Here is a 19,162-nt window from a genome sequence, read left to right as displayed (position 1 = left end):
GCCCCGGCGCGGGCGCCGGGGCCGCCGGGGGGGGCACTTCGGGGGGGGGGCCGGGGGGGCCCCCCCGGGGGGGGGTGGCGGGGGCCCGCCCGGGGGGGGGGGGGGGGGCCCCCCCCCGGGGGCCCCCCAACGCCTCGGCGGCCGACCCCGACCGGCCCGTCTCCGCGGCAACCAGTTCGCAGCTTGCGGCATATCGGGCCTTCCGGTCCGCGGGAAGCCCCGACACGCCGCATATCGGTCGGCCGTGTCGGTGAGATCCGTCTTCGGCCGGCGGACCAGGGTGCCGGCGGGACCGCGTTCGGGTGAGCAGGGGCGTCAGGCCGCGTTGGGCCAGGTGCGGGGGCGCCTCGGGCATGGCGCCGAGTTCCTCACGGCCGAACCTGCGTCTGGGCAGCTCGCCTCCCGGCCTTGCTCCTCGCGGCTTGCGGCATCTTGGGTCTTCCGGGCTACCGGAGACCCCGACATGCCGCATCCCGTGTCTGTTGGAGACCCCGCCGCCGTGTCTGTCGGAGGCCCTGCCCCGGTGTCTGTTGGAGACCTCGCCCCCGTGTCTGTCGGAGGCCCCGCTGCCGGTGTCTGTTGGAGACCTCGCCGCCGTGTCTGTCGGAGGCCCTGCCCCGGTGTCTGTCGGAGACCCCCAGTCCCGTGTCTGACGTCGGGTGGTGGGGCGGGGGCGGGACGGGGTGGCTGGCGGTAGGGTGCGGCCGGTGGGGCAGATGGGGTTGACGCCGGAGCTGGCGGTGCCGCCGGCGATCGAGGCCGAGCGGGTGATCACTGCCGTGCTGGCCGACCTGCGGTCGGGCGAGCATCGGGGCGTGGTGGTCGACTCGCCACCGGGGGCCGGCAAGTCGACCCTGGTGGTACGGGCCGCCATCGAGCTGGCGGGTACCGGTGCGCCGTTGATGATCATTGCTCAGACGAACGAGCAGGTCGATGACCTGATCGACCGGCTCGCCACGAAGGCGCCGCAGTTGCGTGTCGGGCGGCTCTCCGCGGGCGACTACCGGGCGTCGCCCCGGGTGCAGGCGCAGCCGCAGGTCCGGGTTGCCGCTAAGGTCAGCGACCTGGCCGCCTCGGCCGTGGTGATCGGTACGGCCGCCAAGTGGGCCACGGTCACCGAGGGCTGCTGGCCGTGGGCGATCGTGGACGAGGCGTACCAGATGCGCTCGGACGCCCTGCTGCGCGTGGCCGGCAGGTTCGAGCGGGCCCTGTTCGTGGGTGATCCGGGGCAGCTCGATCCATTTTCCACAGTTGATAGTGGCCGGTGGGCGGGGTTGACCTGGGATCCGATGCAGTCGGCGGTGGCGGTGCTGCTGCGGCACAACCCGCACCTGCCGGTGCACCGGCTGCCGGTCTCCTGGCGGCTGCCCGCCTCGGCGGCCCCGGTCGTGTCCCGCGCGTTCTATCCGTTCACCGGCTTCCGCGCCGGCACCGGCCCGGACGACCGGGCGCTGCACCTCACCGAGTCCGGGTCGGGTGACGCCGTCGACCGAGCGGTGGAGTCGGCCGCCGCCACCGGCTGGGGACTGTACGAGCTGCCGGCCCGGCACACCCTGCGTACCGACGGGGAGGCCGCTGCCGCGTGCGCCGCGCTCGCGCTGCGGGTGCTGCGGCGTGGGGCGGTCGCGGTCAGCGAGCAGGCGCCCGGTGGCGCGCCGGTCACCGCGGACCGGATCGCCGTCGGCGCCGCCCACCGTGACCAGGTCGCGGCCATCCGGGCGCGGCTCGGCGAGGCCGGTGCGGATGTCACCGTCGACACCGCCAACCGCCTCCAGGGCCGGGAGTACGACGTGACGATCGTGTTGCACCCGCTCTCCGGCCGACGCGACGCGACCGCCTTCCACCTGGAATCGGGGCGGCTCTGCGTGCTCACCTCCCGGCACCGGCACGCCTGCCTGGTGGTGGCCCGCGCCGGCATCGGCGAACTGCTGGATGCCCACCCCTCGACCGAGGCACCGCAACTGGACGTGCCGGTCCGGTTCCCGGACGGCTGGGAGGCCAACCAGGCCATCCTCGCCCATCTCACCAGGGTGGCTCAGCCACCGCGTTGACCAGTGGCGACGGCATGCAGAATGAATGGATTCACGCCATCGTCGATCACCGGGATTCGTGTCGGCGTCCCGATACAAGGGCGATTCAGATGATCTGTCGCCGTCTATAGCGTGGGATGCCTAGGCCGTCGGAGAAAGGCGGACCATGTCATCCCCATCTGTTTCGTTGTCCCGGCGCGGGCTGCTCGCCGGCACCGCGGTCGCCTCGGCCGCAGCCGTCACCGCAACCGTCGTCACCTCACCCGCCGCGGCGGCCGTCCCGGTCAACGCGGCAGCATCGGCGGTCACCCGCGACGGGATCGCCACCGCACGACTGGCCGCACCGGCGGCCCTGCAACCAGACCTGCACGAGCGGCTGGGCGCCTGGTTGGCGTTCTGGTCGGCGAATTCACCGCGTCGTTGGAGTGTGCCGACCGAGGTGGTCGGTGCGGCCGACGCCGCCGGGGCGGCGTTCACCCTGCGCGCCATCCGGGTGGTGGTGGACGATCGGCCGCTCGACGCGTTCCTCGCCGGCCGAGCCGACCGCGCGCACCTGGGCACCCTGGCCAGCCTGCACCACCACTTCGGCCAGGTGAGCGTCGCCGCCGACGGCGGGCTGCGCGTGGTCGACGCGGCGGCCGGGTTCACCGGCTCACCCGAGCAGGTCGCGTTCGCGGTCGCGGCGTGCCGCGAGCTGTGGGGCGTGCGTACCGCCGGTGCCACGACGTGGCGCCACCAGGTGGGCCGTCTCGACGCCGCCTCCCGTTCCGGCTGGGCGGCCTTCACCAGGGCGGCACTGCGTCGCGGGCTACGTACCGACACCTACTGAACGAACCGGAGGAAACACCATGGCACGCCACGAGTTCCGCTTCGTGGTCGACGGCGTCGACCTCACATCCGAGCAGCAGAGCCAGATCGCCGGTGAGATCCAGAAGGCCGGTCTGGCCGCGCTCTCGGTCGCCGGTACCAAGCTCAGCAACCCGCTCGCCCTCGGCCACGCCAACCTACGGCTGCGGCCCGAGTGGTACGGCCTGTGGGTGATCGATGGTCCGTTCGCCCAGGATCTCGGCGAGAAGATCAACGACATCGGCTTCTGGTTGCAGAAGTGACCCGACCGCCGCAGGGGCCGGCCCCGTCGGGGGCGGGGGAGCGGATGTGCCCGAGTACGCCCGCGGGCAACGCCACGGTCTTCCTCGGCATGATCACTCCGGCGGGCCGGGTCGCGTACGTGACCCCGGCCCTGCCCGCGGAGGTGGCCGTCGCCGCGGCGGCGGAGGCGGACGTCCCGGTGGAGGCTCGCTACCGGCTCGCCGGTCCCTGCGTCACCAGCAGGTGCGGCTTCTGGACCGGTGACCACTGCGGGCTCGGCGAACGCCTCGTCGCGTCGTACGCGCAGACCGCCGGCGAACCGGAGGTGGAACTACCCCGCTGCGCCATCCGGCGCACCTGCCGCTGGTTCGCCGAACAGGGGCCGGCCGCCTGCGCCGCCTGTGCCCACGTGGTCACCGACGCCCGCTGAGCCGCGACGCCACGAGGTGTCGGCCCGGTCGGCTACCGTCGGTTGCCATGGGCGTGCGGGCGGGCGGATTCATGATCGGGCGGGATCATCCGGCCAGTCTGTTGCGGGCCGAGGTCGACCGGGCCAGCGCCAGCCACGGGGGGCTGGTTCTGGTCGCCGGTGAGCCCGGCATCGGCAAGACGACCCTGGTGACCGCCGCCGCCGACGAGGCCCGTCGACAGGGTGCACTGGTGCTCGGTGGCGCCTGCTGGGATTCGGCCAGCGCCCCCGGCTACTGGCCCTGGACGCAGGTGCTGCGCCGGCTGCGTCGGTCGTCGGAGGACTGGGCGGTGGCCCGGGAGTCGGCCGAGCCGGCACTCGCCCTGCTGCTCGGTGAGGCGAACTTTCCGGTGCCGGGCACCGCCCGCGGTGACGCGAGTCCTCTGGTGCCGGGCACCGCCGGCGGTGACCCGAGCTCTCTGGTGCCGGGCACCGCTCACGGTGAGGCGAGCTTTCTGGCGCCGGGCACCGCCGACGGTGCGGCGGGTCCTCTGGTGCCAGGCGGCGTCCGTGGTCAGGGCAGCGTCCTGACGTCGGTCCGCGGCGAGGGCGATGCGGCCGAGCAGGAGGCGTTCGCGCTCTACGACGCGGTCACCACCGCGCTGGTCGCGGTCTCGCAGCGCCGGCCGGTCATGGTGATCCTCGACGACCTGCACTGGGCCGACCCGGCGTCGATGCGACTGCTGCGGTTCGCCGCCCAGCACACCTGGTTCGAGCGGCTGCTGCTCGTCGGCACCTACCGCGACGCCGAGGTGGAGGCCGCCGACCATCCGCTACGGCCGCTGCTGATGTCGCTGATGGCCAAGGCCACCACGATCAGCCTCAGCGGCCTGACCCGGGACGAGGTCGGCGAGTTGATGACCCGTACCGCCGGTCGGACGCCCGACGCCAACTGCCTCGACGACGTGCACCGGCGTACCGGCGGCAACCCCTTCTTCGTGGAGCAGACCGCCCGGCTCTGGCACGCCGACGGTGGGCTGGCCACCATCCCTCCCGGCGTACGGGAGGTGGTGCGGCGGCGGCTGGACCACCTGCCCGCCATGGTGGCCGAAGCGCTCACCGTCGCCGCCGTCCTAGGGCGCGAGTTCCACGGCGAGGTTCTCGCGGTCAGTGTCGGCCTGCCCCCGCCCCGGGTCGGTGAGTTGCTGGAGGTCGCGGTCACCGGGCGACTGCTGCTCGGCCTGGGCGACGGCCGGTACGCCTTCGTGCACGACCTGGTCCGCGAGACGCTCTACGACGCGTTGACCGAGGACGACCGCAGAGCGCGGCACGCCGCCGTGGTGCGGGCCGTCGAGGAGTACGACACGCTGGGCCAGCTGCTGATCCCGGCCGATGTGGCCCGCCACGCGTGGCTCGCCGGTGCGCATCTGGACGCGTTCCGCGTCACCGAGCTGCTGCTCGATGCCGCCCGGGACGCCCGGTGCCGGCTGGCGCTGGAGGAGTCCACCGTTCACCTTCGACGGGCGCTGGAGGTGGTCCGGGACGACCTCCAGCGAGTCAAGATCATGACGGCGTTGACCGATCAGCTTTTTCACTGCGGTGCCCGGGAGGAGGCGCGTCAGCTGCTGAGCGACGCCACGGCGCTGGCCCTGACGGTCGACGACCAGGCGACGCTGGCCCGGTTCGCGCTCAACGTGCGTCGCCACTGGCAACTCGAGCCGGTACCCGGCATCGACGGCGAGGCGCTGCTGCGGGAGGCGTACCGGCGGCTCATCGGCGAACCCGACGACAGCGCCGGGCCGGCCGTCCTCGAAGCGGACCTGATCACCGCCACCGAGACGCTCGCCCGGTCGACGCGGGACGACGAGGCGCTCACCTTCAGCCTGTGGGTGCGACACGACTCCACCTGGGGGTTGGGCACCGCCCCCGAACGGGCCGCGCTCACCGGCGAGATCCGCGACGTCGCGCGCCGCAACGGGGACCGGGAGACAGAGTTGTGGTCCACCTCCCTGCGCTGGGTCGCGTTGCTGGAACTCGGTGACCCGCACTATCTCGACGAACTCACCGCCTTCGTCACCGGTGGACGGCAGACCGGCAAGCCCCGGCACCGGATGGCGGCGGCCATCGACGGCGGCATCATCGGCGCCTTCCGAGGCGACTTCGCCGGTGCGGAGGCGTGCTACGCCGAACTCGGTGAGCTGGACGAATGGGAACACGCCGACCACGCCTTCCTCGGGCACCACCTGCGCTGGGCGTTGCTGCTGCTGCGGGGCCGACTAGACGACGCCGACGCGTTGCTCGACGGGCTCACCGCGGCCGATCATCCGCACCTCGGCCTGCTGCGGGCGATCACCGCCGCCGAACGCGGTGACCACCGCACGACGGCCGACCTCGCCGCGGAACTCGAAGCCGCGGGTACCCGGTTCGCCGGGTCGATCTCGCCGATGTGGTTGCGGGCGCGTGCCCAGGCCACGGTCGCCGACCCGAGCCGCTGCGCCGAGGTCCGGCAGGCCCTGCTGCCGTACCGGGGCCAGTGGCTCGTCTCGCTGTACGGCTGCGACCTCAGTGGCCCGGTGGATCACTGGCTCGCCGTGGTCGACGCCGCCGAGCAGCGCTGGGACGACGCCGTCGCCGGTTTCTCCGCCGCCCGCGCCGCCGCTGACCGGATGGGTGCCCGCCCCTGGTCGCTGATCGCCCGGGCCGCGCTCGCCGACGCGCTGACCGCTCGTGGCGGCCCGGGTGACGCCACGAGCGCCGCCGCCCTGCGCGCCGATGCCGAGCGTGAGGCCCGCGAACTCGACCTGCCGCAGATCCTGGCCCGACTCGCCGCCGTCGCGCCGGCCCTGCCGGCCACCGAGGCACCCGAGCGGTCCGCCGAGGCAGACCCGGCGGCCGGCTCGGCCACGGCCGACAGGTTGACGGCGGGCACTGCGGCGGCGGGCGGAGCGGCGGCGGGCACTGCGGCGGCTGGCACAGCGGCGGCGGGCACAGCGGGGGCTGGCTCTGCGATGGCGGGTCCAGCGGCGGGGTTGGCGGCTGGCCCGGCGGGGACGGCCACAGCCCGGTGGGCGTCGGACGGGTCGGCCGTGGGGTCGATGCCAGCCGGTACGGCCGGCAACGGTGGCGCGGTGGGCCCGGCGTACGAGTTCCGGCGCGAGGGCGCCGTCTGGCGACTCACCTTCGACGGAAGCACGGTTCATCTACCCGACGCCAAAGGGCTGCATGACCTGCGACTGCTGCTCGGCTACCCGGGCGTCGACGTACCCGCGGTCGAACTACTCGACCCGGCCGCCGGGCCGGAACTCGTCGCCGCCCGCCGGATGGGTGGCGATCAGGTGCTCGACGACGAAGCGAAGAACCGTTACCGCCGCCACCTGGAACGGCTCGACGACGAGATCGATCTGGCGGCCGGGCGCGGCGACGAGGGCAGGGTGGCGGCGCTGGAGGCTGAGCGGCAAGCGTTGATCGACCAGTTGCGGGCCGCCGCCGGGCTGGCCGGACGTACCCGTCGGCTCGGTGACGAGGCGGAACGGGCCCGCAAGACAGTCACCGCCCGCATCCGCGACACGTTGCGCCGTCTCGACCAGCGGCACCCACCCCTCGCCACCCACCTGCGCGCCACAATCTCCACCGGCACCGCCTGCCGCTACCTCCCACCCACCCCCCTCCCCTGGCACCTCTAACCCCACCCCCCAACCCCCACCCACCAACCCCAACCCCCACCCACCCACTTCGATGAGTTGATCATGAGGTTAGCGGCGTATTCGATCTCTATGAGTGCCGCCAACCTCATGATCAACGAGGCCGGGCGGGGTGGGAGGGGTGGGAGGGGGGAGAGGAGGGGTTAGCGGCGGTTGTAGCGGTACATGGTCAGGGTGCCGAAGACCACGATGAAGGCGGCGCTCCAGAGCACGATCCACATCATCGCCGAGGCGTCCGTGGTGCCGGCCATCGCCGCGCGTACCGACGAGACCAGGTGCGTGATCGGATTTGCCTTGACGAACGCCTGGAGCCAGCCGGGCATGGTGGACGGGTCGACGAAGACGTTGCTCAGGAACGTCAGCGGGAACAGCACCATCATGCTGACCCCCATCACCGACTTCTCGCTGCGCAGGATCAGCCCGAAGAACGTCCACACCCAGGAGAACGCGAAGGAGAAGACCACCAGCAAGCCGATCCCGGCGAGGACGCCGAGCACGCCACCGTCGGGGCGGAAGCCGAGCACCAGCCCGACGGTCAGGATCACCAGCGCGGCGAGGATGTAGCGCAGCACGTCGCCGACGATCATGCCGACCAGCGCGGCGGGTCGCCAGACCGGCAGCGTCCGGAACCGGTCGAAGACGCCCTTCTCGATGTCGGTGTTCAACCCGACACCGGTGTACATGGTGATCATCACGACGCTCGTCACCATGATGCCCGGCAGGAAGAACTGCAGGTAGTCACGGGGGCTGTCGGCGAGCGCGCCACCGAACAGGTACGTGAACATCAGCACCATGATGATCGGGAACGCGGTCACGTCGAAGAGTTGCTCCGGAACGTGCTTGATCTTCAGCAGAGCGCGCCAGCTGAAGGTGAGCGACGCCGACAGCGGGCTCGGCCGCGGCGGTCGCGCGCCCGGCGCGAGGACCGTCGCGAGCGCCTCCGACGAGGGTACGAAGACCGTCGGCGCCCGGCCGGTCGAGGTGGCGGTGTCGCTGCTCATCGGGCTGCCTCCAGCTCATCGTCCCGCTCGTCGGTGGCCGGCACTGCGGGGTGGTCGGTCAGGGCCAGGAAGACCTCGTCGAGGCTCGGCTGGCCGAGGGAGAAGTCGTCGACCACGATCCCGGCCCGGGACAGCTCGCCCAGTGCCCGGGCGGCCTGCGCGCTGGCGTCCAGTTCGCTGCCGTCGCCGCCGACGCGAGCGGTGATCGCCACCGGGTCGGCCTCCAACTGGACCGGCACGCTCAGCGTCGCCTGCAACACCCGTTCGGCCTCGGGTCGCTGGTCGGCGTTGCGCAGCCGCAGGTGGACCGTGCCGGAGCCGACCGATGACTTCAACTCGCCCGGGGTGCCCTCCGCGATCACCCGGCCGTGGTCGACCACCGCGATCCGGCTGGCCAACTTGTCGGCCTCGTCCAGGTACTGCGTGGTCAGCAGCACGGTCGTGCCGTGCGCGACCACCGCCCGGACGATCTCCCACACCTGGTTACGGCTGCGAGGATCGAGCCCCGTCGTCGGCTCGTCGAGGAAGAGCAGGTCGGGGGTGTTGAGGATGCTCGCCGCGATGTCGATGCGTCGCCGCATGCCGCCCGAGTACTTCTTCACCTGCCGCCCGGCCGCCTCGGTCAAGCCGAACGCGGCGAGCAACTGCTCCGCCCGTTGCCGGGCGGCGGACTTGGGCAGCCCGAGCAGCCGGCCCAGCAGGATGAGGTTCTCCGTGCCGGTCAGGTCCTCGTCCACCGAGGCGTACTGGCCGGTCAGGCTGACCCGGGCGCGTACCGCGTCGGCCTCGGCGACCACGTCGTGACCGAACACCCGGGCCTGCCCGCCGTCCGGGCGTAGCAGGGTGGCCAGCACGCGTACCGCGGTGGTCTTGCCGGCCCCGTTCGGACCGAGCAGCCCGTACACGGCGCCGGCCGGAACCTGGAGGTCGATGCCGGCGAGCGCGCGGGTCTCGCCGAACGACCGGGTCAGACCCTCGGCCTCGATGGCGAGGCCGGTGGTGCGTCTACTCATGATTGCGAAGTGTCCTTCCATTCGTCACGCCGATGAGCCGGGCCGCCGTGACCCGGCGACCCACCACACCCCACGGGTACGACAGAATGCTCCGTTCCGTGGCCACCCGCCAGCTACAACGACGCCGCCCGGCGGGAGTGGTCGGCTCACCTCAGAGGCGCGAGACGGCGGACGGCCGCCGCTAGATCAGATCTAGCGGCGGCCGTCCCGACACCCGGCACCCGCCCCTACCGGCAGTGCGACCCGTCGCGCTGCCGGCCCCCGTTACCAGGCGGTGTCGAGCCGGTGCCGTTGCTCGGGCGTCAGTTCCAGGTCCACGGCGGCGAGGCTCTCGTTCAGCTGGGCCACCGAGGAGGCTCCCACCAGCGGGATGGTGGGGATGTCGCCGTCGATCAGCCAGGCCAGCACCACCTGGTTGGCCGTCGCGCCCGTCTGCTCCGCGACCTCGCGCAGCGCGGCCAGCCGCACCGGCGCGCTCGGCAGGTCGTACTCCGGCCCCAGCGGCTTGTCGTCGCGGACGTAGGCACCCCACAGCAGTGACCCGTACGACACCAGGGTCAGGCCGGGCTCGGCGCGCAGGTAGCTGGTCAGTTCGCCGCCGGCGGCGCCCACGTTGCCGTCGATGTCGATGTCGGCCGGCCCGTCCAGTCGGGCGGGCAGGTAGCTGCGGTGGTACTGGAGCACCTCGTACCCGGGCAGACCGGCCGCGGCGGCCAACGCTCGGGCCCGTTCCACCCGCCAGGTGCGGTGGTTGCTCGCGCCGAGCAGCCCCACGGTGCCCTCGGCGACCAACTCGGCGAAGCCCTCCACGGTCTCCCGCAGCGGCACCCGGTGATCCTCGATGTGGGCGTAGAGCAGGTCCAGCCGCTCCACGCCGAGTTGTTCCCGGCTGCGTTCGGCGGACTCCCGGATCACCTTGGCCGACAGTCCCTCCGGGTTGTCCAGGTAGCTGGTGCCGGGGGCCAGCGGCCGGGCGCCGAGCTTCGTGGCGATGACGATCTCGTCGCCGATGCCCCGGCTGCGCCGCCACCGACCCAGCAACTCCTCGCTCTCGCCTCCCTGCCCGCCGGTCATCCAGAACGCGTAGTTGTCCGACGTGTCGATGAAGGTGCCGCCGGCCTCGACGAACCGGTCGAGGATCGCGTAGGAGGTGGCCTCGTCGGTCTTGGTGCCGAACAGCATCGCCCCGAGGCTGAGCGCGCTTACCTCGCGGCGGGTACGCGGGTCGCTGCCGATCGTGCGGTACCGCATGGAAACTCCTCTCGTGCGCCCGAACAGATGGACGCGGCACCAGCCTGCGTCTTCGAGCGCACTCGAGGTCAACCCCTTGACCCTCCCCGCTTGGCCGAAGGTCCATCGACGGTGACACCTGAGCCGGGTGCGGACCGGCAGCCCCACCCATACGGTGTGTTCCTGTCCGATGTCACCGAGTAGAGGAGCCGCCCTGTGCCACAGCTGCCGGACCTGCCATTCGGTTTGGAGTACGCGGCACTCGGCCTCTTCCTGGTGGCCGTGCTCGTCGGGGTGGTCCAGCAGTTCTTCGCCGACTGGATCAGATCCCTGCTGGCCCGGCTGTGGGGGCTCGTCGCCGGCCGACGACGCGGCATCCGGGCGGACGAGTGGCGCCGCTACCGTGCCTGGGTCGCCCGCACCTACAACCGGATGGAACTCGGCTTCCTCCGGGACGTCTCGGTCACGTTGGACGAGGTGTACGTGCCGTTGGAGTACGAACAGGACGGCCGGCGGGTCGACGTCTACCGCGACGTCCAGGGCCGCCGACGGACGGTGATCCTCGGTGCGGCGGGGGCGGGTAAGTCGATGCTGCTGCGACACTCGATGGTGCGGTGGGCGGCGGAGCCCGAGCGGTTCGAGCGGGTACCGGTGCTGGTGGAGCTGTCCCGGTCCAATCGGGACGGACGCACGATCCGGCAACTGATCGCGGAGGCCCTCGGCCGGCTCGACGACGAACCGGGGAGCCGCCGCCGGCATCGTCGCGCCCGTCCGCTCGTCGCCGACGCGGAGCAGGTCGTCGAGGTGGCGTTGATCAGTGGCCGACTCTGTGTGTTCCTCGACGGGCTCGACGAGGTGGTCACCGAGCGGCGCGGCGCGGTCGCCGAGGACATCAAGGAGTTCGCCGAACGCCATCCGACGACGCAGGTGGTGGTCACCTGCCGGGACGCGGTCTACGACGGTGACCTGCGGCCGGTCTTCGACCGGGAGGTCCGGGTGGCCGGCTTCGACGACGCCGGGATCCGGCATTTCCTGCGGCTCTGGTTCACCCGACGGCGCGGCGCGGAGCAGCACGGGGCCGGGCGGGAGCGCGACGAGGTGTCGGCCGATCCCCGGCACAGCGTGGAGCAACTCCTGGCGGAACTGCGGTCGAGCCCGACGGTGATGAGGCTGGCCCGCAGCCCGCTCATGCTCACCATGATCAGCACGTTGTACGAGGCGGACGCCGGTGCCGGCCCGATGTTGACCAACTCGCGGGCGGAGTTCTACCAGCAGGCCGTCGAGCACCTGCTCCGCCGGGACCGGGATCTCGGCCGGCACCGCAACCTGGCCCGCTACCAGGCCGGCCACAAGCTCATGGCGTTGCGGGCGATCGCGCTGGCCGCGCAGGGTGGGCGGTCCCAGGGCACCGACCGCCGGGTGATCGGCGAGGCGGAGGTGTACGCCGAACTCGCCCGTATCCTGCCCCGCTTCCGCCTGGCCGAGGAGCACCTGCCGCGCATGGTCGACGAGATCGTGGAGCGCAGCGGGCTGTTGATCCGCATCGACGACAACAACCTGCTCTACGAGTTCGCCCACCTGACGTTGCAGGAGTACCTGGCGGCGGTGGAACTCGCGGACGATCCCGAGCGGCTGCTCGGGCTCTACCGGCAGAACCCGGGCCGGTGGCGGGAGACGGTGAAGCTCTGGTGCGCCGGGGCCAACCGCGACGCCTCCGGCGTGGTCCGGCAGATCTTCGCCGGTGACGACCGGGACAAGCTGCTCGCCCTGGAGTGCGTCGCCGAGGCCCGGCAGATCGACGAGAGACTCGCCTCGACCATCGTGGACAGGCAGGTGCGGCTGCTCGGCAGGCCGGTGGCCGACAGGCATCTGGTGCTGGCGGCGCTCGGTGCGGTGGCCGGCAATCCGGGGCCGTTCGGTCAGCGGCTGTTCGACAGCCTGTCGCAACAGGCGCGCTCTGGCGGCCAGGTGGCCGAGGACGCCGTGGTGGCCCTCGCCGAGTCCCGCCGTCGCGAGGCGATCGAGCTGCTCAGCGAGATGGCGGTACGGGTACCGGCGGCCCGTACGGCGTTGCGGGCCACCGGTGAGCTGGCTATCCCGACGTTGGCCGCCCGGGCCGGTGCCGGCTCGGTGGCGGCCGTCGACGACCTGGCCGCCGTCGGCACTCCCGCCGCCGCGGTGGCCCTGGCGGAACAGTTGTGGGCGCGAGACCCGAAGGTCGCCGTACGCGCGGCGTGGCGGCTGGCCGTCCTGGTCGGCGCGCCGGACGTGGCGAACGAACTGCGCACCTTCGACCCCACGGCGGTGGAGGCCGCGTCCGTCGCCGCCGAGGCGGCGCGGCTGACCGACCGGCGATCGGGACGGGTGCCGGGCGCGGAGTGGTGCGACTGGCTGTGGGCGCCCTTCGAGCCGGGTACCACAATGGCCCGGACGATGGGCCGCCTCGGCTGGCTGATCCTTGAGTCGACGGACGACGCGCCGAGTGATCTCGGCAGGGTCGACGTACGTCTCGCGATCGGCCTCGTCGCGAAGCCCGGCACGTTCGACGGCCGCAAGGTGCCCAAGGAACTGACCGAGGAGCTGAGCCGTACGGCGCACAGCTACGAACGGCTGCTCTCCGGTGCCTTCGGCACGTACGAGATTCGCGCCATGCTCGACCTGGTGGTCCGGCGGGAGCCCGAGGCGGCACGCGACATCGCGGTGCGGGCGCTGGCGCATCGGATGTCCGGCTGGCGGGCGGCGCTGTTGACCAGCCTACCCACGCCGGTGCTGGCGGAGTTGGCCGGTCGACTGTGGAACAGCACCGACCTCGACGCCGACCTGCGGGACTGGCGGACGCTCAACGAGCGGCCGGAGGCGCCCACGGTCCTGACCTTCCTACGCAACGTCGCCGTGACACTCGGGGTGCTGGCCGGCGTGGCCCTGGTCGGCATCGCGATCACGCGCTCGGTCGGCACGTGGATCGGCTGGTGGGCGTGGGGGACGAAGGAAATGGCGGCCCTCGTGCTGGTGTGCACGGTAGTTTTCGTCATCTCCTTCCTGGTCGCACTGTTCATGCCGGCCGACCACGACCTGCTTTGGGTACCCTCCGTCGTCCTGATGCTCAGCGGGGTCGGGCTGGCCGGCGTGGGAGCGCCTGCCGCGGTCGCGACCGTGGCCGGTTGGCTGGGCGTCGTCTACACCGTCGTCTCGGGTGTGGCGCTGGTGGGCGCGATCGTCGTGCTGGTGCGCTGGACCAGCCGCCGGGAGCGGGCGTTGCGCAACCCGTACCGGGCCCTGCTCGACCGGGCGCCCACGGCCCGTACCGCCGCACAGACCGTGATCGGTCGTCAGACCGCCAGTGGTAGCGGCCGAGCGCGGCAGGCGGTCAAGACCGGCGGCTGACCGGTACCGTGCTCGGATCAGCGTCGGCGCAGCGCGGTGGAGGTGAGGCGGTAGCCGATGGTCTGCTCGACCAAGCGCTCGACCAGGTCCGCCTTGCGTAGCCCGCCGACGCCGCGTAACCCCAGCTCCGCGGCGAGGTCCCGCAGGTCACGGAGCGGCCAGGGGGAGAGGTACGCGGTGCCGTCGGCGCGGTTGGTCATCGTCGCCAGCCGGTCGACGGCAACGGTCAGGTCGTCCCGGCTACTCATGTCGACCCTCCGCTGCGCTGCGGGCCGCCATGAGGCACCACGCGCAGAGTTGATGATTCGCTCGCTGTCGCTCGCTCATGTCGACCCTCCGCTGCGCTGCGGGCCGCCATGAGGCACCACGCGCAAAGTGATGATTCGCTCGCTCATGACGGCTGCCGGTCCGGTTGGAGATGGTCGAGGAACTCGGTGGCGAGGCGGCGCAGTTCGTCGCGTACGGCGGGTACCGTGACGCGGTCGCGCAGCACCACGGGCACGCCGCGCGGGGTGTTCGTCGCGTAGAGCGTGACGTTCTCCCGCAGCGCGGTGGGGAAGACCGGCAGGCCCAGGTTGCGGACCTGGTCCATGTAGCTCTGGTGGGTGGCGATCGGTTGCTGCGACAGCAACTGGATCATCGTGAAGACCACGCCGGCCACGCCGGGGGCGACCTTCTGGTGCCGGCGTACGGTGGCGAACCGGCGGGCGTCGGCGTTGTACTGCTCGACCAGCTCCCGCACGTTGCCGTGCAGGTAGTCGATGCCGAGAGTGGACAGGTAGTCGGCTCGGGCCGGGATGACCAGGTGGTCGCTGGCGATGATGGCCGACTGGGTGACCACGTTGAAGTTCGGCGGGCAGTCGATCAGCACCATGTCGTACGGGTCGAGCCCGTCGGCGAGCAACCCTTCGGCGAGCGAGCCACGGACCCGGAACAGTTCGGCGTCGTACTCCTCGCCACCGGCGACGCTGCGGGCCAGGGCCAGGTCGATGTCCACCAGTTGCAGGTGCGACGCGATCAGGTCGAGCCGGCCGGCGCCGGTGAGCCGGGCGTTCGCCGGGCCGGGCGACACCACGAGTTCACCGAGGGTGACCGACGGGCTGCCCTCGCGCAGGCCGTCGTACCACCGTTTCACGGTCCGGCTGTCGCGCAGCCGCTCCCGCCAGTCGTCCGGGTCGTAGAAGCCGAAGGTCAGACTTGCCTGCGGGGCGAGGTCGATGAGCAGCACCTTCATGCCTCGGTTGGCCAGTTCGGCACCGAGGTTGGCGGTCACCGTGGTCTTGCCGACCCCACCCTTGTAGTTGATCACGGACACGACGTACATCGACGTACCTCCCCAAGACGACTGACGGTAGCGGGCCGTCCGCCGGAAAGTCGATCATCCTCGGTTTGCACGTAACTACGTAAGTTCGTATTGTCGAACTATGGCGAGCGTGCAGGAGCGGTTGGCGGCACTGGAGGCGCAGGTCGCCGGGCTGGTCGAGCGGCTCGGCGGCGCGGACCGACCGACGCCACCGCCGGAGGGGGTCTTCTGGGCGCTCGACGGGCTCAAACAGCGAGTGCCCGCCGAGAGCGCCGGTGCCGTGCTCTACACCGGCACGGTCCGCCTCGGCGGGCAGCACTACGACTGGCAGTACGGCCGGGGCGTCGAGGACCTGTTGGCCGACGACTGGGCCGACCTGCCGGCCGTCCTGTCCGCCCTGGCCCATCCCGTACGCCTGCGGCTGTTGCGCGAGATCCTCGGCGGCCGGCAGGGCACCGCCGAGCTGGCCGGGATCGAGGATCTCGGCACCACCGGCCAGCTGCACCACCACCTGCGCCAGCTCACCGCCGCCGGCTGGCTGCGCAGCGCCGGCCGGGGCCGGTACGCCATCCCCGCCGAGCGGGTGGTGCCGTTGCTGGCCATCCTCACCGCCGCTGGTCGTTGACCCCGGTCGCGCCGGGACCACCCCGGGGCCAGCATGTCGGCTGCGCGTCGGGCCGGCAGGAACGGAAGGAGCACCCATGCGTAAGACAATCGTCATCGTCCTCGTCGCCGGGGTGGTCGCCGGCCTGGCCGGGCTCGGCCTGATGCCCCGGCAACCCCGGCTGACCGCACAGACCACCGGCGACGCCGACCTCGCCGCCGCCGCCCGGGCCGTCGTGGACGACCCCGGCGGCTACCGTGGGCTCGCCGTCGCCCTGATCGATGGAGGTCAGGTCCGCACCGCCGGCCTCGGCGACCGCGACCGCGACGGCAAGCCGGTCGAGCCGGACACCCCGTTCGAGATCGGATCGGTGCCCAAGGTGCTGACCGGCATGCTGCTAACCCACCAGGCGGACGCCGGGGCGGTACGCCCCGACGACACCCTCGGCGCGACCTGGCCGGCGGTCACCGGTGCCGCCCGGGAGGTGACCCTGGCCGAACTGGCCAGCCACCGCTCCGGGCTGCCCCGGGTCGTGCTCAGCTCGGTCACCGACTGGGCGCGCCTGCTCTGGGCCAACTATGCGGCCGGCAACCCGTACGCGGGGCAGGACGTCGACCGGGTCCGCGTCGCCGCAAACGACCAGACACCCGGCGACGACCGGGGCGAGGTCGGCTACTCGAACCTCGGCATGGCGCTGCTCGGCCAGGCCCTCGCGGCCGACGCCGGCACCGGCTATCCCGAGCTGCTCGACCGGGAACTGCTGACCCCGCTGGGCATGACCGCGACCATCCAGGTCACCGGCTCGGACGCGCTGCCGGCCGAGCGGGCCGAGGGTGCGACCGGCAGCGGTCGCACCCCGGACCCGTGGACCGGCACCGGATACGCCCCCGCCGGCATCGGCTACTGGTCCACCGTGGAGGATCTCGCCCGGCTCGTCGCGGCCACCGCCGTCGGCACCGCGCCCGGTGCCGACGCCCGCGACCCGCGCTTCGACGACACCGAGCGCACCCGTATCGGGTACGGCTGGTTCACCACCCGCTACGGCGACCGCGAGATCACCTGGCACAACGGCGCCACCAGCGGCTTCCACTCGTACGTCGGCTTCGACCGGGCCACCGGCCGGGGCGTGGTGGTGCTCGGCAACACCGACCGGGGCGTCGAGCCGATCGGGTTGCGGCTGCTCGGCGTGCCTCGCGACCAGGCCGGCACCGCCTCGCCGGGGCGGCCCACCTGGATCGGCGTCGGGATCGCGCTGCTGTTCACCTTCATCGGTGGCCTGTCGCTGCTCGGCACCGCGCTGCGCACCACGTCGGACCGGCTGACCGTGCTGTCCGGCGCCGTCTGGGCGGTGGTCTATCCGGCCCTGGGTCACCAGCTCGGTGACTGGTCGGCCGTGCCCGGATGGCTCTGGCCACTCGGGGTCGCGGCCTCCGGGGCCGGGCTGGCCCTCGCCGCGATCCAGTGGCGAACCCTGCCGGTAAACGGTGCACCCCGGCCCTGGCTGCGGGTGGCGGCGACCGCCGGCTCGCTGGCCGCCGCCACGGCACTGACCGTCGCGCTGCTGTCTTGAACGGCGGCACGGGCCGGATGCCGGCGTCCTCGCTTTGTCGACATGGGGCATGACGACCGAACGTCGCCCCGTATCGGCTGATCAGGCGCTGTGCGGTGACATCGAGATGTATCAGGATGGCGGGACGTCCGGCGCGCGGGGGTAGGGGAGCCGGACATCCACAGCGGAAGGACGTGGCACATCGTGGTGCCTTTCACCGGCAGGAAAGTGCTCGCTGCCATCGCAGCCGGCACGCTCCTGGGCACGACAGCGCTGGTAAGCCCGGCGTTGGCCAGCCCGAACAACAACTCGGCCAAGAAGCTGACCAAGGCGGTGACGGTCAAGGGGGTGCTCAAGCACCTCGACACCTTCCAGGCCATCGCCGACGCCAACGCCGGCACCCGCGCCTCCGGCACCCCGGGTTACGACGCCAGCGCCGACTACGTGGCCCGGCAGTTGAAGAAGGCCGGCTACCAGGTGACCCGGCAGCAGTTCGACTTCGCGTTCTACGAGGAGTTCGGCTCGTCGTTTGCCCAGGTGTCGCCGAGCCCCACCACGTACACGGAGGGCGTCGACTACGAGCTGATGAGCTACTCCGGCGACGGCACCGCCCAGGGGCTGGTCGTACCGGTGGACCTCGCCCTCGACCCGCCGCGCGCCTCGTCCTCCGGCTGCGAGGCGAGCGACTTCGCCGGCGTCGACGTGGCCGGCAAGGTCGCGCTGATGCAGCGGGGCACCTGTGCGTTCGGCGACAAGGTGGTCAACGCCGAGGCGGCCGGCGCCGTCGGCGCGATCATCATGAATCAGGGCAACGGTACGCCGGAGGCCAACGCGGATCGCTACGACCTGTACGCCGGCACCCTCGGCGCACCTGTCGGCATCCCGGCCATCTCCGTGTCGTACTACAGCGGTGAGCAGTTCGCGGCCACCGACGGCCTGGTGCTGCGGATCGAGGCCGACACCACCTCGGAGATCCGCAGCACCGAGAACGTCTTCGCGCAGACCCGGCACGGTCGCACCGACAACGTGGTCATGGCCGGCGCACACCTCGACTCGGACCCGGCCGGGCCGGGCTACAACGACAACGGCACCGGCAGCGCGGCGCTACTTGAGGTGGCGTTGCAGATGGCGAAGGTGAAGCCGAAGAACGCCGTCCGTTTCGCCTGGTGGGGCGCGGAGGAGGCGGGCCTGGTCGGCTCGCAGTACTACGTGGACAGCCTGACCGAGCAACAGATCGCGGACATCGCCCTCTACCTCAACTTCGACATGGTCGGCTCGCCGAACTACGTGTTCGGGGTGTACGACGGCGACGACTCCGCCGAGCAGGGCTCCGGCCCGGGTCCGGAGGGTTCGGCGGAGATCGAGAAGGTGTTCGAGAAGTTCTTCGCCTCCCGCAAGCTGCCCACCGTGCCGTCCGACTTCACCGGGCGCTCGGACTACGGCGCGTTCATCGCCGCCGGTGTCGACATTCCGGCCGGTGGCCTGTTCACCGGGGCCGAGGGCGTCAAGACGGAGGACGAGGTCGCGCTCTTCGGTGGGCTGGCCGGGGTCTCCTACGACCCTTGCTACCACCAGGCCTGCGACAGCCGTACGCCGGTCGCCGACGGCGGCGACGCCGACATCTACCAGGCGCTGGGCAAGAAGTACCGGCTCCAGGGCAACGTGAACGTCTTCGCGCTCGACGTCAACGCCGACGCCATCGCCACCGCTGTGATCACGTTCGCGTACGACACCTCGAAGGTGAACGGCGTGACGACGCCCGGCAAGGGCAAGGGTAAGCACGGCCACAAGCACGGTCATGGCCACAAGCACGGCCACGGCCACCACTGGAGGTAGCCGCTCGTCCGCC

At 72.1% G+C, this 19,162-nt stretch carries 14 protein-coding genes; 9 read left to right on the top strand and 5 right to left on the bottom strand.

What is annotated here, in order from left to right; all coding sequences use genetic code 11:
- Positions 1–716 precede the first annotated feature (716 nt).
- The 5 genes from ACFY2A_RS28045 to ACFY2A_RS28025 all read left to right on the top strand — a co-directional run bounded on the left by ACFY2A_RS28045 (position 717) and on the right by ACFY2A_RS28025 (position 7,211).
- Positions 717–2,051: an AAA domain-containing protein gene (locus ACFY2A_RS28045; protein WP_387175995.1), complete on the top strand. Its 1,335-nt coding sequence runs from the start codon at positions 717–719 to the stop codon at positions 2,049–2,051.
- Between the two features lie 145 nt (positions 2,052–2,196).
- Positions 2,197–2,859 carry a hypothetical protein gene (locus ACFY2A_RS28040; protein ID WP_387175984.1) on the top strand — a complete coding sequence of 221 codons (663 nt, stop codon included), beginning with the start codon at positions 2,197–2,199 and terminating at the stop codon, positions 2,857–2,859.
- A 19-nt stretch (positions 2,860–2,878) separates the two neighbouring features.
- Positions 2,879–3,139 carry a hypothetical protein gene (locus ACFY2A_RS28035; RefSeq protein WP_093401959.1) on the top strand — a complete coding sequence of 87 codons (261 nt, stop codon included), beginning with the start codon at positions 2,879–2,881 and terminating at the stop codon, positions 3,137–3,139.
- The gene (locus tag ACFY2A_RS28030; RefSeq protein WP_387175980.1) at positions 3,136–3,549 is read left to right on the top strand and encodes a hypothetical protein; all 414 of its coding nucleotides are present in this window, start codon (positions 3,136–3,138) and stop codon (positions 3,547–3,549) included. Before ACFY2A_RS28035 ends, ACFY2A_RS28030 begins: the two co-directional genes overlap by 4 nt.
- Positions 3,550–3,620: 71 nt before the next feature.
- Entirely contained in the window at positions 3,621–7,211 is a 3,591-nt protein-coding gene (locus tag ACFY2A_RS28025; RefSeq protein WP_387175992.1) for an ATP-binding protein, read from the top strand.
- A gap of 161 nt (positions 7,212–7,372) precedes the next feature.
- On the opposite strand, the gene ACFY2A_RS28020 is transcribed toward ACFY2A_RS28025, so the two are convergent.
- The 3 genes from ACFY2A_RS28020 to ACFY2A_RS28010 all read right to left on the bottom strand — a co-directional run bounded on the left by ACFY2A_RS28020 (position 7,373) and on the right by ACFY2A_RS28010 (position 10,494).
- Complete coding sequence (locus tag ACFY2A_RS28020; protein ID WP_203997644.1) at positions 7,373–8,230, bottom strand: ABC transporter permease; 858 nt, start codon at positions 8,228–8,230, stop codon at positions 7,373–7,375.
- Positions 8,227–9,243, bottom strand: coding sequence for an ATP-binding cassette domain-containing protein (locus ACFY2A_RS28015; protein ID WP_164449989.1), 1,017 nt, complete (start codon positions 9,241–9,243; stop codon positions 8,227–8,229). Before ACFY2A_RS28015 ends, ACFY2A_RS28020 begins: the two co-directional genes overlap by 4 nt.
- Before the next feature lie 264 nt (positions 9,244–9,507).
- Positions 9,508–10,494 (bottom strand): aldo/keto reductase, encoded by a 987-nt coding sequence (locus tag ACFY2A_RS28010; RefSeq protein WP_387175977.1) that lies wholly within the window; start codon positions 10,492–10,494, stop codon positions 9,508–9,510.
- 195 nt (positions 10,495–10,689) lie between these two features.
- Here ACFY2A_RS28010 and ACFY2A_RS28005 point away from each other — a divergent pair, with 195 nt between their 5' ends.
- On the top strand, positions 10,690–13,857 hold the full coding sequence (locus ACFY2A_RS28005) for an NACHT domain-containing protein (RefSeq protein ID WP_387175975.1): 3,168 nt from the start codon (positions 10,690–10,692) through the stop codon (positions 13,855–13,857).
- A 17-nt stretch (positions 13,858–13,874) separates the two neighbouring features.
- Here ACFY2A_RS28005 and ACFY2A_RS28000 read toward each other — a convergent pair whose 3' ends face one another.
- Together ACFY2A_RS28000 and ACFY2A_RS27995 are read right to left on the bottom strand one after the other, a co-directional pair.
- Complete coding sequence (locus tag ACFY2A_RS28000; RefSeq protein ID WP_387175972.1) at positions 13,875–14,105, bottom strand: Rho termination factor N-terminal domain-containing protein; 231 nt, start codon at positions 14,103–14,105, stop codon at positions 13,875–13,877.
- Positions 14,106–14,248: 143 nt separating this feature from the next.
- A complete protein-coding gene (locus tag ACFY2A_RS27995) occupies positions 14,249–15,181 on the bottom strand; it encodes a ParA family protein (protein WP_387175969.1) in 933 nt (310 codons plus the stop codon).
- Between the two features lie 100 nt (positions 15,182–15,281).
- Between ACFY2A_RS27995 and ACFY2A_RS27990 the strand changes: the two genes are divergently transcribed.
- The 3 genes from ACFY2A_RS27990 to ACFY2A_RS27980 all read left to right on the top strand — a co-directional run bounded on the left by ACFY2A_RS27990 (position 15,282) and on the right by ACFY2A_RS27980 (position 19,149).
- Positions 15,282–15,785, top strand: coding sequence for an ArsR/SmtB family transcription factor (locus ACFY2A_RS27990; RefSeq protein ID WP_387175967.1), 504 nt, complete (start codon positions 15,282–15,284; stop codon positions 15,783–15,785).
- A gap of 76 nt (positions 15,786–15,861) precedes the next feature.
- Entirely contained in the window at positions 15,862–17,334 is a 1,473-nt protein-coding gene (locus tag ACFY2A_RS27985; RefSeq protein WP_387175965.1) for a serine hydrolase domain-containing protein, read from the top strand.
- Between the two features lie 183 nt (positions 17,335–17,517).
- A complete protein-coding gene (locus tag ACFY2A_RS27980; protein ID WP_387175962.1) occupies positions 17,518–19,149 on the top strand; it encodes a M28 family metallopeptidase in 1,632 nt (543 codons plus the stop codon).
- Positions 19,150–19,162 lie beyond the last annotated feature (13 nt).

The sequence above is a fragment of the Micromonospora sp. NPDC000442 genome (genome assembly GCF_042898635.1).
In the GTDB taxonomy this organism is placed as follows: domain Bacteria; phylum Actinomycetota; class Actinomycetes; order Mycobacteriales; family Micromonosporaceae; genus Micromonospora.
Note: the sequence above shows the minus strand (reverse complement) of the source record. Positions and strands in the feature narration are given on the sequence as shown.